A 14,532-nucleotide genomic window follows, 5' to 3' on the forward strand; every position below is an offset into this window, starting at 1 on the left:
ATATTTATATAGTTATTGAAGGACTAGAGGCTTTTTACAAAGGCTCAAATAATTATGAATTGCAGGGAGAATGATGAACAGCCTATCAAATTCAGCAACTGAGCAAGGTACAAAGTTATCTTCTCAGCCCAATAGTTCTTGGGTGCGTTTTCTTCGAAGTTATGGACCAACATCTAACAACCTCACTATGTTTGATGAATATGTCGTCGGAGCGTTGGGGCGAGCCAAGGTTCATCCGATTAAATTGTCGACACCATTGCTTGATAAAATGGTTGAGCACATTGAGTCTAAGATTCCTGGTTCAATTTTGATTGCAGGAACTGCTGGTGATGGAAAAACATACCACTGCCGTGCTTTGTGGGAAAAATTTGGAGGATCAATTAAGCATTGGTCTACAAAGGGCAATATCAAGGAGCTTCGGCTTGCTGATGGTCGTTTAGCTGTGTTCATCAAAGATCTATCTGAATTCAACGGGGAGGAAAGCGACCTTCCTTTGCTTCGTCTTGAACGGTCTGTGCTAGAAGGCGATGATTCTGAGGTCATTATTCTTGCGGCTAATCACGGTCAATTACTTGACCGATTAAGAGACATTGGCCGAAGACAAGGCCGAATTCATCCTTTACGTAAACCATTACAAGAACAATTTCTGCAGGCAGGCCCCGCACCAAACAGGCTGGCTGTATTTGATCTAAGCAGGGTAACAAACCGTAAGACATTAGATGAAGCAATCAGAACTATTGCCGCGCATCCTGAGTGGGAAAAATGCAAGCATTGCTCATTAAAGTCTGATGCGAGGATTTGTCCGATAGACGAAAATCGTAGAAGACTACTCGGAGAATTTGACAGTGGTCAGCTTGCTTTGCGTCTTGCTGATTTAATAGAGATTGCCCGATTTAATGGATTACATCTCCCTACACGGGATATTCTCGCCTTATGTTCAAATATGATTTTGGGGTATTCAGATGCTAAAGTCGTTAGGGAAAATTTAATGACTTGTGCTGATGTCGTGAGCATTCAAGAACGAGGAGAAATAGGGAAGGCTAGTATCTATACAAATGCTTTTGGCGCTAATCTTCCCAAACGTAGAGCCGCTGGACGTCCTATATTCAAAGCAATGGCTAGTTTTGGAGCAGGTGAAGAAACTAGTAATGCGGTTGATGGGCTGTTGGTCTATGGGAAAGATGACTCTCGATTGCAAGCAGATTTCGAGCGTTTGTTAGCATCAGATCCGATATACGGGGCTACTGTTGCTTTTTACTCTGGCCAGAATGCATATTTAGAAGGTCATGAAAGTGCACGGTTAGATGGCGGGGCTTCTGAATTTTTAGAATTACTTGAGATACAACGTCGCAGATTATTTTTCACGTTGCCTGACGGTGAAATTAATTATCCATATTGGTCAATGACGGCATTCCAATTTGCTGGGGACTATTTGTTAATTATTGAATCTCTTAAAGCCAAAAAAATAATTAGTGATCTAATTAAAGGGCGAATTGTTAAAGGGCTTAATAGAGTTATTACTGGATTATTGTTGGAGAATTCCGACAAGATTTTTGTTGCAAGCTCTGGTGGTTTTACCCAATCAAGAGTTAGTGTACTTTGCGATTACGAGATCCCATCTCGTAAGCAAGCTGGTATAGGCATGAGTATTAAGCTTGATGAAGAGAGTGGTCGGCCATTTTTGGAAGTTTCTTTTGCTCCTGGGCAGTCAAATTGTGTGAGTTTTGATTTAACCCCTATTCGTCACGAATTTCTTTCACGTATCTCGGAAGGGGCGTTACCAGCTAGTTTTTCTAACGAGTGTCTTGAAGACCTCCTGGCTTTTAAGGCTAAGTTGTTACGAAAAGCACAGATGGTTCGTAAAGCAACGATTGGCTACGATGATGAAGAGTTTGGAGTAGAGGATTCTGTTATGACTTTGAATTTTATTGATATTGAACCTGGTGGGTGCGGGTTCATTCGTCCTATGATAGTAAGGTGGGCAGAATGAATTCAATTATAAAACGCCCAGAAATAAAGCACGTTGATTTTTGTGTGGATGAGAATATTTGGGGGCATCGTCTCTATGATGAACAACTTCCGCATTTAACTATTTTGGAGTTTTTGGGACTACTTGGGGCCAACCTAGATCGACCTCTACTTCCTCACGATGATTTGGGGGGAACTATCCGTTTCCGCCCCCAGCGGCAAATTCGTTTACGTAGTTTGTTATTTAATAATCCTTATATTGAGTCTATTGCGGATAGTACTTTATCTGATGAAGAAAAATGGGATTCATGGTTCAAAAAATTTGCAGAAGGGGCGATGGGGAAGGGAGATGATGAGGTAACTTATTTAAGACGAGTCTTCTCAAATTTCAATGATTTTGCCAAAGCGATCGAGCTATTACGTTCTTCATCTTTCGAATCCCGTAGCAATAAACGCTGGAGTTCTAAATTTGCCTTTCCGTTTGGACCTGATGCACTCTTCGAAGATTTGAATTTTGATGCTCATGGTAATGCAAGTAATGACCGACGTTTTTTTGCGCGTACAGGAGAGCTACTCTATTTAATGCTTACTCGTACGAAAAGGGGGGAGGAGCTAGGCCAGGTCTTGGCTGATCAACTTTTTGACAGTACATCCGAAATGAATCGTCTTGTTAAAGCTTTGCAGGGAGAGACTCAGCTCGCCGAAGGTTCTCGCTTAGCAGGTTATCTTCCTGAATCTCAAAATCCTCGTTTTGATCAGATTTGTGACGACTGGCTCGCAGTTTTGAATAAGGATATTCCGGTCTATGATGCACTCGAACATCTAATACCTATAACTGGCTTGAATATGTTGCTCTATTTTCTTGAACGCTCTAAATGGTATGCCGGAGATGGCAAACCTGTGGAAATTGTCTGTGAAATTGTGTCTAAAGAACGCACTAAAGTTAGAGGACTATCTGGTGATAGCTATCAATATAACCAAGGGTTACCAGCCAAAGCGGTACGTGCTTATGTGGAGTCTATTAGTTTAGATCCTCGGTGGGACAAATCAAGTGAGATGGATTTCCCTGATTCAGAACGTCTGAAGTTAATGCGAGAATGGTTCCAATGGCCCCCATCTGAAGGAGAGGGCGATGGTGATTTTTCAGGCAAGAATCCAGATGACTTAATTTCTGAGCTAGTCACATTATCACTTACTCGGCATGAACGTCACTCTGGAAAGATACATTCAACATGGGCCAGGGCAATTGGGTTGAGTTCACGCCGACTTTCTCGGCGCACACGCTATGCCCCAAATGATCGGTTGCTCAAATCTCTTGTGGTTACAATCGTTAAAGATAGGATGCAATTTGATGAGTTCTTAGCCGAAGCTAAGCGTCGATATGGGCTAGTTTTTGGTGACGTTGAAGGGGATTATCTAGTGGCCGAAAAATTTGTTGACCAAGAGGAACTCAGTGAAAACCGAGACAATCTTGAGGCTCGACTTATTGGTTTAGGACTAGTACGCAGGCTCTCTGACTCCTGTTCATTTGTAGAAAATCCATTCGCAGTAAGGGAAAATACTGAATGCTAACCGAACGCATTATAGGACGTGTCGGCGCGGATATCCTTGCCAAGCGTATTACAAATCCAGGTCAAATCGATGATGCAGTTGCATTATTCAGGTTAGATAAACTTTCTTCTAGTCAAATTGCAGCAATTGCAAGAGCAATCTTGGCTGACAATGATTTAATAGCTCAAGTTGATTTGCGTATACCTGAAACTTTAGCTCAGGGACAGGGACTTCCTGCGGAGATTCTTATTCAGCACAATGCGGGTTTTGTTCGCAATAATGCTGAAACTGATAAAGTGGCCATACTTACGGCTAATGGTAACGAGCATAATTTATCAGATACCTTAGGTCATGTAATGGCAATCGGAGCTAAGGAAATGCGAGCCGATGCCAAGCCTTGGGTTGAGGCTGCATTGCATTCGGGGGGATCTCTCTAGTACAAGAGGATCGAGCTATTTTTCAGGCCGCTCTTGCTGGTTTACTTGCTTCATCTGAGCTCTCTTTGGTACAGCTAGGTGAATTTTCTTCTGAAATTGCAAGTGCCATCTTATCCAAGGGATTGGCTATTAGACATGCGCTTGGTTTCTCTCTACCAAAAGTTGGATTGCCTAGGGATACTGCGTTTTTTTCCAATAGCAAAACTTATTCAACATTACGAGGGCCTTGGCAAAAGGCCTTTACTAAGTTATTCCTCCAAAGAGCTCCGCTACTAAAAAAACTAAAACAAAATGGCCAGCCAATTGATTTAGACGATCTACGAGAGCGGCTTTGTGAGCATAAAGAAGAATTATCCGATGGGGTTTTTCAGGCGTTGGAAGCTTTCATTGAATCACCGGCTGGAGATATTTCTGCAGCGGTTGAACTCTCTAATTTCGAATGGGAAGGTGATGGCGTATATTTGATTTTCGATAAGCCTAAAGAAAAGCTTCTTGGATTATCAGATGCAACAATTCAATTTTTTGATCACAATTGTGAACCTGAAAATTCCTTAAGTGAGAATAGTCGTAAGCTTTTAGAAGACTTAAAAACTCGTGAACGTAGAGCAGATTTTACGGAAGAAGATGAAGAGTTTTTCATTAAACATCGACGACTTTTGGAGCAAGACACTAAATTATGTTCTCGTTGGGAAAAAACACTCTATGGGAAGCCCATTGAGTGTCATGATTTTTTTGATGGCTTTGCTCGTGTCGTCCACAACCTTTATGCGGGAGTGAGGGAATCTGGCAGTACATGTTTCTTGCGCTTTACTGTTAATAAGGGACGTAAGGAGTGGCGAGAACGTTTCAATTATGATGCAGGTAGCTTTTTTTCCTCTATGTATAGAGGGCTCAAGGAACTCATGGGTCCTAAAGTAGATTGGAAAGTTGAGCGGATGGGCAACGCTAATCTACCTGATCCACTATTTGATTATGAGTCTTTTTTTGCCAAAGAAAAGGAATACCACAATAACAAGAAGACTAAAGTCAAACCTAGCTCGTCACTATCTAAAACTGCGCTGCAAATTAAATTTGATGTTGCCCTAATTAGAAAAGATCAGGAAAAAGAAAGTATTCTGGCTAAGACGCAACTTCTTTGGAGTTATAGACCGGCTTCGATTGGTCTGTCAATGGTAGGGGATATGCGTCGATTACTGGAGAAAGGTGCTGTTGGCCGTACTGAAGTTCCTAGGAAGCTTGTGAGTAAAAAAGGGGGGTACAGCGAGTATCACTTTTGGATACAGGTAGTCTAGAGGCAACTTTTGCTCGTGACGCCGGTTCACTTGTTCCACCATCCAATAGGCTTCGTAGTCAGCGAGCAGAAATCAAGAGACGTATTCAGGAATTGTCTGATGCAGGGCGCCTAAAACCGGAGCAACGCGATGAGATTCGTATTGCCTGGGACAAATTTGAAGAAGATTACAATCAAGCAATGCTCGAATTTATTGAAAAAGGGCTCCATGGCGAAGCTGTAATGCAGCAAGCTGAGTCATTTGGTGTCTTATTATCAACCCTGTTGGTACATGCGCGTGGCGATGTTTGTAGAGCGAAGTTAGTTTCAGAAGTATTGGCAATAGGAACCGTGAAGGTGGTTGGTGATAATCCTGCATTGATCATTCCTCCTTGGCATCCTGAAAGAATGAAAGCATTGGCTGTTAAATCAAAAAGAATTACTGGCTTTGCTAAGCATCTGCTTTTTAGTGAGAGTATTTTATTTAGTGATCGCGAAATTTTTATGCGTGAGTTCTCCGACGAGATTGCACACCCGTTCTATCCAGAGATCGGTGTGCTTGATTGGGCAGGAACCTCAATTTTGGTTTCGGAGAGTAGTACAGTCAATGGTTACAGTCTTTTAGAATCACCTACTCGGGGGGTAGAAGATTCAATGACGAATGTTGATCCATCTTTAGCGGCGAAGCAAGCTCGTGAACTTCTGGAACGCTATGTTGGATTACAACCTCATGAAGCTTCAAACCTTAATATTGTGCTATATAACTCTGATGCAGCCGAATTGCCGCTTGCCACAGTACGCGAAATATCTTCTATGCAGTCGCATGGAAAACTTCAATGCAGTGTATCTATGCGTCACTCTGACCAGAGTAAGCTTCGCAGCGTCTATGGCGAGTTGGTAAATAAAGTTGATGATGCTCCTGATTTACCTGTAGTCAGTGAAACCAGTGATAACTTTATATCGAAATTACGTATATCAGTTACGCCAATTTCAGCAACACCTTTAAAAAGCCAGCAAGGTTTTAAGCCTTTCGACATAGCTTTTTTGCACGATGTAGTTGCCCGAGCTGCTAAGGTAGATTGGCTTCGAGTAGACTGGACTAATGAGAGAGCAAATTTAGAACATGCTCCTTCACGTTGTTCTTATCGAAGTGTTTCTGGGGAGAATGAACTTAGGTCATCCACATTTTTGACCTGTCCACAGCAGACTAGCACTGGATGGACTTATATATCTGCAGTTGGGGCCGTTTGTCGTCAATCTGATCTATCAACTAACGAAAGACATCTGCCTGTTCGTCGTATCTCTTTGCAAGATCCTGATCTAGCTACAATGATAAAGGATGCTCATGATTTAGCCGAATGGGTCGCTATATATGATGAACTTTTGGATAAACGTCAGCTGCAGTACAACGGCATCACTATTGTCCGCTACCGACGAAGTTCAACCAATGGCCGTAATATTATAGTTAGCTCAACATCTGAACTGCGCCTCTTGAGTGTGTTGGTTCGTAGACGTTTGGGGGAGCTTAACTTAAAGATTGAAGAGGAAGAACTTAACAAAACAGCTGAAAGAGCAAAAATAGATGCCCTCTCTATTTCTGGCGATATTGTTTTAAGAGCAGCTAAACGGGGTACATCTGCTGGAGAAATGCTTGGTTTAGTATTTAGCCGTTATTTACTTGCAGAGGAATTTAAACAATCGACCAGAAATAGCCAAACCCTGACAGCCTATTTTTTACTCGACGATTATGCACGCTGGTTGTCTCAACCTGAAAGTCGTATCGCAGATATACTGGCATTAAATGTTGTAGAAACAGATGACAAAATCAGCATATCTATTGTAATTGTTGAATCGAAATATATTGGTGCAGATGGGCTCGCTAAGGCTCGTCGAGACTCGAAAGAACAACTTCTTGCAACCCTCAGTACATTCCGGGAGGCCCTCTTTGGTGATCCTGGTCGCTTAGATCGCGATATCTGGCTTTCTCGACTGGCAAATATGCTTCTAGATGCTGAAATTCCACCAGGAATGACAGGGTTAATGGAGCGAGCACGTACGAAATTACGTGATGGTGACATTGAAATATCGCTTCGAGGCTACTCGCATGTTTATATACATACCTCTGATGCGGATACAGGCTCTAAATCTGAACAAGAGCTTCTTGAAGAGCTAGCAGGCGTTCAGGCTTGGCAAATAATATTTGATCGCCCTGAATTACGTAAAATTGCTGAGTGCTATAGCAAAAAGAGTAGTGTTGTTGATGTGTGTTCAACCATGGGGACACCTCTGCCGTGGGGCAGTAATACATTCCAAAAACCTGCTCGTAGAGTGACTTGGCTCAGTTCGGTTGAAGAGCTGGTGCCAACATCAATTACTTCTGAGAGTGATTGCCTATCCATAACTAGTGAAAATGATACCTCACAACAGGGTAAGGCTGTTTTGGATTCAACATGCTTAACAGAGTTCATATTACCTTCGATAGTTCACGAAATAGAACCACAATCTTTCGATAACCATACTATCTATGGAACAGAATTATCGAAGCTAATTGCCTCTAAATATGCAGGCAAAGCCCAAGGTGATACAGAGCGAGAAGCTTGGGCTCAAGAGGTTACCCAAAAGCTTAAAGTAGCTCTTAACAGTTATGGGTTACAGGCTTCGGTCATAAATACTCGTCTAACACCAAATGGTTGTTTAGTTCGCTTAGCTGGTTCTGATCGTCTGCGTGTTGAAGACATCGAAAATAAACGCACTCAGCTTATGACTACCCATGCTCTCAACTTAGTAACAGTTCAGCCTAAACCGGGTGAAATAGTAGTTACAATTGCGGGAACAAAGAGACAATCAGTTGCTCTTTGGGAACTGTGGGCACAGCGCGAAATAAATCGAAATATGGCGGGCATCAACACGTCATTTTTGTTAGGTGTTCAAGAAGTTAATGGAGCTTTACTTTACTTGAACTTGGGTTCCGAATTTGGAGGACTATCCTCACATGAACCACATTCATTAGTCGCTGGTGCTACTGGTAGCGGCAAGTCAGTCTTGATACAGGCTCTGTTGTTAGACATCGCTGCGACAAACCCTACAAATCTTGCAAATATTATCTTGATCGATCCGAAAATGGGGGTTGATTATGCTCCATTGGCTGACCTTCCACATATGCGTGAAGATATAATTATTACTAAAGAACGTGCAAAGGAAGTTTTAGCCGCTTTGGTCGAGGAAATGGAAGATCGATATCGCGCTTTTGCTGGCGCTCGTGCACGAGACCTCTCCACTTATAACAGTAAGGTTCCACATGAAGAACGGTTACCTATGGTGTTCTTGGTACATGACGAGTTTGCCGATTGGATGTTTGATGATGAATATAAATCTGCGGTAAGTGCTGCAGTACAGAGGCTTGGGGTTAAAGCTCGTGCCGCAGGTATCCACTTAATTTTTGCGGCGCAACGTCCTGATAAGGATGTGATGCCGATGCAACTTAGAGAAAACTTGGGTAATAGATTGATTCTTAAGGTAGCAAGTGAGGCAACTTCGAAAATAGCCCTGGATCGTTCTGGTGCTGAATTGCTTTTAGGGAAAGGACACCTCGCTGCTAAATTAAATGGGGAGCATGGCTTAGTATTCGCACAAGCTCCTTTCTTATCGGATGAAGATATTTCGTGCGTAGTAGAGGCTATCCGTACAGATTTTTCTGTTACAAAGCATGCTATGGAGCTGGTTAAATGACCAGAAAATGGAATAGGACCAATTTTTTTGATGTCTCCAGAGGCATTAAATAAACCATTAGGTTGTGACGATGAAATATGCAAAGCTTCTGACATATATCAATTGGCTAGTGTTTTTTGGTATTCTGCTTGCGGGCGACACCCGTCAGGTGTTATTGAAAATTCTGATTGGACTGGGCCAGAAGAGGTCTTTCCTATCCTTTTTCAGGCATTAGCACATAGTCGTTCTCGTCGTTATCAAACTAGTACCGAATTTTGTGAAGCTCTACTTTCGGCAATAGGAGTATCCTAGTTTATTCGGATACTCCTATTGGTTATTTACTACTTATGGCAGATTGCGCAAGATCCTCCCCCTTCATCTTCGCCATATATATCATCTATGTCGATGAGTGACTCACTAGGGCGTAAAGGGTTAATTGGTTTTCTAGCCCTTTCTCGTTCTTTACGCTTTTCAAAATCAGCAATAATTTGGGCAACCCTTTCCGGTTTTTCAAGGGCATCCAATGGTTCACCTTTTGTCCAAGTGAAAGGTGAGCCATGTTCAATAGCATTTTTTTCATAGCGTTTAGCTTCTTCAAATGCTTCAGGATGGCGTTCTCTTAACCTTACCCATTCAATTTTTTGCTGGAAAAAGCAAAATGTGCAGCCACTACGTGAACGCCAATCGTAATATCGAGGTAGACCAACTCCCGAGGAGTCAAGTATATCCATGACTCCCTTGCGGTCAATGCCTGAGTCTCTGAAAGGTAAACTAATTGTTAAATTGGCATTCTTCGAGCTATATCCTTCGCGATATTCCTCGTCAGCTCTGATTGCTACGTAGCTGGTGACTTTATCGCCTGCTGCGAGCATAGGGCGGACCCATTGTTCAAATGGGGCCAATTTTAATTGTCGTGTACACCAGCGAGTTTGTGGTGAAGGCAAGTAATGATTATATTCGCGTAACCAGAAATCGAAATCACGTCTAGGATTTAACCGGGCAATTGGCTTGCCCAAAAAACCTTCTAATTTACCAAGGAATTCGTAGACTTCAGGTAGTTCTTTACCCGTATCAGTAAAAAAATAATCAATATCTAGCTCAGGCCGGGTTTGGCGCATAAAAATAGCCAGCGCTGCACTGTCCTTACCTCCGGAAATACCAAGAACATGCTTTTCAGTCATCGAGAACCTCTTCACCATGTTGAGCGAGTTGTATACAGGCTTTACCTAGTGCAGCCATTATGATTTCCGAACTCAGCCCCTTTGCAGACAATGTATTAATCAGTTCATCGGTAAGGCTTTCAATTTGTTCAATACATTGTTCTGGTACACTAAATTCGTGTTTAAATGTTCGCATTTCAGCACCAGCGCCAATAACCACAGCAAATGCTTCGCTGGTTGGCTTCCGCCCTTGTATTGCCACTAAAGCTTCAGACTGCCGAAAGCGCAATGCAAAATTGGCTATTTCCATGAGGGCCGAATCAATATCCCGATCATTCCAATCTCTTGGGGGCTTGTTCGCGGCAAGGCTGAGTATACCTTCAATCGTAGTTTTGCTACCGTCATACGTGGCTAGTCGAGTAGAAAATGCGTCTTGCCTTAGTTCGCCTGTAATACCTGTTAGTGTTTCTGCACGCCCTCTCAATACAGACAAATTATGTTCATCAGCATTTAGCGCTTTTAACATACTTGACGCAATTTGCTGCAACAATTTGTCGTAGGCATTCCAGATTTCCTCTATTGGTCCTTTTAAAGCATCAATATAATCGTGCCCACTTTCCACATCCAAAGCTGCGGCTAAGTCGATAAACAAAACTTTGTGAGGATCGCTAGCTTTTAGTAAGGTATCTCTTACCTTCCTGGCCTCAGATGAAAGCCTTGCTGTTCTTTGTGTCCAATTTGGCAACCCTATGACCATTGCAACTAAACTTCTTGCTGCTTCTAAGGGGTCGGCTGATTTAGATGTTGCTCCTATAGACGCAAGGATTTGACCGATTCCATTTAGAATTTTTTGTTTTTCATTATCTATAACAATCCAGCGCAAAGCGAATCGTCTTTCATCTTGCAAGTATTCATCAATATCTGCATCAGTAATATTAGGAATAAATATTCCGTCTTTGTAGACTGCAATATTTCCCTTATATGTTAGTAAGAAAGCCATGAATATTATTGGTATGGCTCCTTTTTTTAGACCAAAAGGAGGTGCAGTCCAAAGTGTGTGTATATCAGATGCTGATATTTTAATATTTTTATCTTGGAGTAGCTCATGTGTTTTCTCCCAAAGGGCTGAGAATGAGGCATTTTTTCCGCCCGTTGGTGGGGTAAAACGATAGTGTCCTGCATCGTCTTTTCTATACAAGCTAGTACGATACAAAATAGTTTCGTAAAGTCCTCGTGCAGCAGGGTAACCCTCTATGCCAAGATTAGGCTCTCCTTCATTTTCGAGCATCCGATATAAAAGCTCTCGTCTGGCTTTAACACTATTACTTGATAGGTTGTCTCGATTAACTAATTCACTCCATAATCGTGGGGCTTTATAATAAACATTATCGGCAAGAGAAGAGGCGATCGAAGATAGCGTTCCTTTGGGCTCAGATTCAAGATTATCAGCATACCAATGTGCAGTTGCTAGTGCTTCAGCTAATTGCTCTTCTAATGTTGCCTGTGTTGCTATGATTCGCGCATGAACTTCTCGTCGGGCGACAGTATCACCATTTAGTTCGTGCCCACGTTTAGTTAGCACAACTTGTAGTGCCAAAAGTTCAGTGCCTAAATCTGCGATGCGCAAATAGTTATGCGGCAACCCGATAACGATGGGCCATGGTTTAGACCGGGCTGCTTCAGCACATATGAGCTTAGCTTGGTTTTCATTGATATTTTGGTCAGGAAGTGCAAGTAGCTGTAATCCGAATTCACCATTTCTTGGTTTAAATTCACTGGCAAGTTTCTGTACATCATTTAATCCACAAAGAGCAATGTTCATCCAACGAAATGAACCTGTCTGATGATAATGCCGCTTAGCTATAATTGGGTAAAGATTAGCTAGTTTATTCAGTAAGTTGAAATCCGTTCCTGACATGGTAGCACGAGCTTGTGACACAGCCTGGTCAATATTGAAATCGCTTCCTTCAAAAACAGACCATGCACCTGTGTGCTTTTTAAAGATTACTACATGCCATTTAGACAGCTCATCGAGTGCTGTTATGATTTTTTCTTTATCTATATTAATAAAAAGCGACTCAAGGATAGCTGTTTCAGCTATTAATCCTGAACCATCTTTAAAAAGGTCTAATATTGCAATGCTTTTGATTAAAGCGATATGCAATCTGTTATCAGATTTTGCTTCCGCTCGTTCCACTGCATCGACAGCTTGTGCCCAACGGTGCCCATCAGTTGAAGCAAGAATAAGCTGTTCAAGGTTCGCCTGGAGATAGTCAAAGTAGTTTGATGGTAAGTACCAAGTCGCTTCCTGGAACGACGTTATATTAAGGAAGGTTTGGAATCCGTAAGGCTCAGATGAAGAGAGGAAACCGAATGTTGAACGTTCGTTCTGCCCAAACTGACGTTTTGATATAGGGCCTAGCAACGCCGCCATTACTGGATGTAAAGGCCAGCAAAGTTCTAATGCATGTTCGTACTGAGCACCAACCATAGGGCGTCGCTCACGTATCGCATTAGCAACTATCTGCGCTGCAATTTTGGCATGCTTAGGTCTTGTATCAACATTGAGAGCTTTACCTATCAGTTCAACAATCTCATCACTGCCAGCAACGAGAGGTATATCTGTATATCGACCCTGAATTTTGGCCCACTCATCACGAGTATCAAGCCCGAGGCGTGCAGCATATTGACCAAAAGATTGGTGGAGTATACCGATAATAATGACTTGACCATTACTACGAGCAGCCGCTTCAGCTAACTCTTGGTAGAAGTAAATATCATCACCATTACCTAAAGCTGATGCTTCAAGAAATTTACCCAATTCGTCAAGAATGAGCAAAGTACCATCTAAATTTTCTTGTTCTGCTGCGGAACAAATATGTTTAATCAATAGTGATGCCGATTTAGCATAATCCTTTTCCTGACCACACATCTTATTCAATGTATGAGAAATTTGTTGAACTACACTACCTCGACGGCCAACTACAGGTAAAACAAGCCAACCTTTTCGAACCTGAAATACTTTGTCAAAATCGCTATGTGGTAATACATTTAACATAGCTCGAGCTTTATTGCGTAGAACCTCGTTAGGTAATAATGCACTTGCAAGAGCGATTGCTAGAGAGGATTTACCACTTCCATATGGTCCGGTCCATGTAAAAGCTCGTTGTTGACTATTCATCAACTGTCTTGACATGTTTTCGAGCAGCGTTTTTGCCGTGCCATTGCATACATAGCCGTCAAGAGCATCTTCACGCCCAAGATCGGTATCAATGCGGATAGAACGTTGGTACTGTCTTGCTATATGAACCTGTTCTGAAAGCAGGTTTTCATTATGTTCAGTCATAAGCCTTCCCGAGCATATTCAACATTACTTCTTCTGTTTCTGATGTTTTTCGATGAACTTGACGTAGCCCAGCTGTATCTGTCCATGCAAAGGAACCTTCAGTTAGTTCCTCCAGTGAAAATAAACGTTCTGCGATAGAATCCTCATCAAGCTTAAAAACTCTGCCGGGTGAGCCTTCACCATATGCAATAGACTCAAATGATAATGTACTCAGTTTTTTCGCTTTCCGTTCCCAATAATCGATTAAAGCGTATGCAAATACTCCATCCGACAGAGTGATCTTTGGTCCCCGACGGAACGAAAAATGTCCCTTTTTTTCTTCCGATACAAGGCTTAGTTCTCCGAGCATAGGCTCAGCGAAATCTTCTGGCGTACTTCCACTAGACCTAGGGGCATAACTTCGTAAGCATGTCTCAATATCTCGTGAGAGCGTCATTGCGGAAAGCTTTCGGCCAGGACTACATTTAGCTGCGTATTCAGCTAAAAGGTTTCTGAGGTCTTCTTGTGTGAAGGTGGGAGAGACTACATGGTTAAAAAACCAGTACCAGGTAGTGGAGCGATACCCCCTTCCTGACAGCTGCCAATGACTCAGCCAGGATGTCGAAGGATGCTCTGAATAAGGGTCTAACCCATTGTCATCAAATATTTTTGTAGAAAATTCAGTAAGTTTAAATCTGCCATCATCTTCTCGCATGACTTCACAAGCAAGTGCCCAATGCTTGATTGATGCGACCATATTTTTGCCAACACCAAATTTGGCGATAGCCTCGTCATCAGAGAAAACAGATTTATCAATGTATCCATCCGCTGTGGCGCAACTGTAAGCTTTTTTAAGCCACATTTGTCTTAACGGAAAGGTCTCGTGACCTGAAAAATGAGCCATGACTTATCCTAATGCAGTAACAACTAAATATGAGCAGATTGTACATGAACTGGAGACTTTCTCCAGTAGCAGGTTTGATCTAAAATCAAATGTTATCAACTAGTAATTTTTTTGTTTTTATTATTTTAATTCAATGTCTTAATGATGTTTTGCGGTTGTTGGACTGAAAAGTATTGTTGGAAGGGGGCTGGTCTTAAAAAGGCTACTTT

Annotated in this window: 8 protein-coding genes; 5 read left to right on the forward strand and 3 right to left on the reverse strand. The window is 42.1% G+C overall.

Annotation, left to right across the window (positions count from 1 at the left end):
* Positions 1-70: 70 nt before the first annotated feature.
* The 5 genes from HRK25_RS08850 (at position 71) to HRK25_RS08860 (ending at position 8,955) form a co-directional block, all read left to right on the forward strand.
* Positions 71-1,990 carry a DEAD/DEAH box helicase family protein gene (locus HRK25_RS08850; protein ID WP_005276477.1) on the forward strand — a complete coding sequence of 640 codons (1,920 nt, stop codon included), beginning with the start codon at positions 71-73 and terminating at the stop codon, positions 1,988-1,990.
* Positions 1,987-3,540: a hypothetical protein gene (locus tag HRK25_RS08855; RefSeq protein WP_032898312.1), complete on the forward strand. Its 1,554-nt coding sequence runs from the start codon at positions 1,987-1,989 to the stop codon at positions 3,538-3,540. Before HRK25_RS08850 ends, HRK25_RS08855 begins: the two co-directional genes overlap by 4 nt.
* The gene (locus HRK25_RS20170; RefSeq protein ID WP_254451377.1) at positions 3,534-3,956 is read left to right on the forward strand and encodes a hypothetical protein; all 423 of its coding nucleotides are present in this window, start codon (positions 3,534-3,536) and stop codon (positions 3,954-3,956) included. The genes HRK25_RS08855 and HRK25_RS20170 overlap by 7 nt, the downstream gene beginning before the upstream one ends.
* Before the next feature lie 65 nt (positions 3,957-4,021).
* Positions 4,022-5,248 (forward strand): hypothetical protein, encoded by a 1,227-nt coding sequence (locus HRK25_RS20175; RefSeq protein ID WP_254451378.1) that lies wholly within the window; start codon positions 4,022-4,024, stop codon positions 5,246-5,248.
* Positions 5,230-8,955 (forward strand): FtsK/SpoIIIE domain-containing protein, encoded by a 3,726-nt coding sequence (locus HRK25_RS08860; RefSeq protein ID WP_254451379.1) that lies wholly within the window; start codon positions 5,230-5,232, stop codon positions 8,953-8,955. Before HRK25_RS20175 ends, HRK25_RS08860 begins: the two co-directional genes overlap by 19 nt.
* A 320-nt stretch (positions 8,956-9,275) precedes the next feature.
* Here the strand turns inward: HRK25_RS08860 and HRK25_RS08865 are convergent, their stop codons facing one another.
* The 3 genes from HRK25_RS08865 to HRK25_RS08875 are packed head-to-tail and all read right to left on the reverse strand — an operon-like array spanning position 9,276 to position 14,323.
* Entirely contained in the window at positions 9,276-10,115 is an 840-nt protein-coding gene (locus HRK25_RS08865) for a phosphoadenosine phosphosulfate reductase domain-containing protein (protein WP_032898310.1), read from the reverse strand.
* Positions 10,108-13,440: a hypothetical protein gene (locus HRK25_RS08870; protein WP_032898308.1), complete on the reverse strand. Its 3,333-nt coding sequence runs from the start codon at positions 13,438-13,440 to the stop codon at positions 10,108-10,110. Before HRK25_RS08870 ends, HRK25_RS08865 begins: the two co-directional genes overlap by 8 nt.
* Positions 13,433-14,323: a DUF4007 family protein gene (locus tag HRK25_RS08875; RefSeq protein WP_005276466.1), complete on the reverse strand. Its 891-nt coding sequence runs from the start codon at positions 14,321-14,323 to the stop codon at positions 13,433-13,435. Before HRK25_RS08875 ends, HRK25_RS08870 begins: the two co-directional genes overlap by 8 nt.
* Between the last annotated feature and the right edge of the window lie 209 nt (positions 14,324-14,532).

It is taken from the genome of Yersinia bercovieri ATCC 43970 (assembly GCF_013282745.1).
Lineage (GTDB): Bacteria > Pseudomonadota > Gammaproteobacteria > Enterobacterales > Enterobacteriaceae > Yersinia > Yersinia bercovieri.

What these genes read in the sequence shown, in the direction of transcription:
- HRK25_RS08850 (WP_005276477.1), top strand. Translation starts at nt 71, where the DNA reads ATGATGAACAGCCTATCAAATTCAGCAACTGAGCAAGGTACAAAGTTA.
- HRK25_RS08855 (WP_032898312.1), top strand. Translation starts at nt 1,987, where the DNA reads ATGAATTCAATTATAAAACGCCCAGAAATAAAGCACGTTGATTTTTGT.
- HRK25_RS20170 (WP_254451377.1), top strand. Translation starts at nt 3,534, where the DNA reads ATGCTAACCGAACGCATTATAGGACGTGTCGGCGCGGATATCCTTGCC.
- HRK25_RS08865 (WP_032898310.1), bottom strand. Translation starts at nt 10,115, where the DNA reads ATGACTGAAAAGCATGTTCTTGGTATTTCCGGAGGTAAGGACAGTGCA.
- HRK25_RS08870 (WP_032898308.1), bottom strand. Translation starts at nt 13,440, where the DNA reads ATGACTGAACATAATGAAAACCTGCTTTCAGAACAGGTTCATATAGCA.
- HRK25_RS08875 (WP_005276466.1), bottom strand. Translation starts at nt 14,323, where the DNA reads ATGGCTCATTTTTCAGGTCACGAGACCTTTCCGTTAAGACAAATGTGG.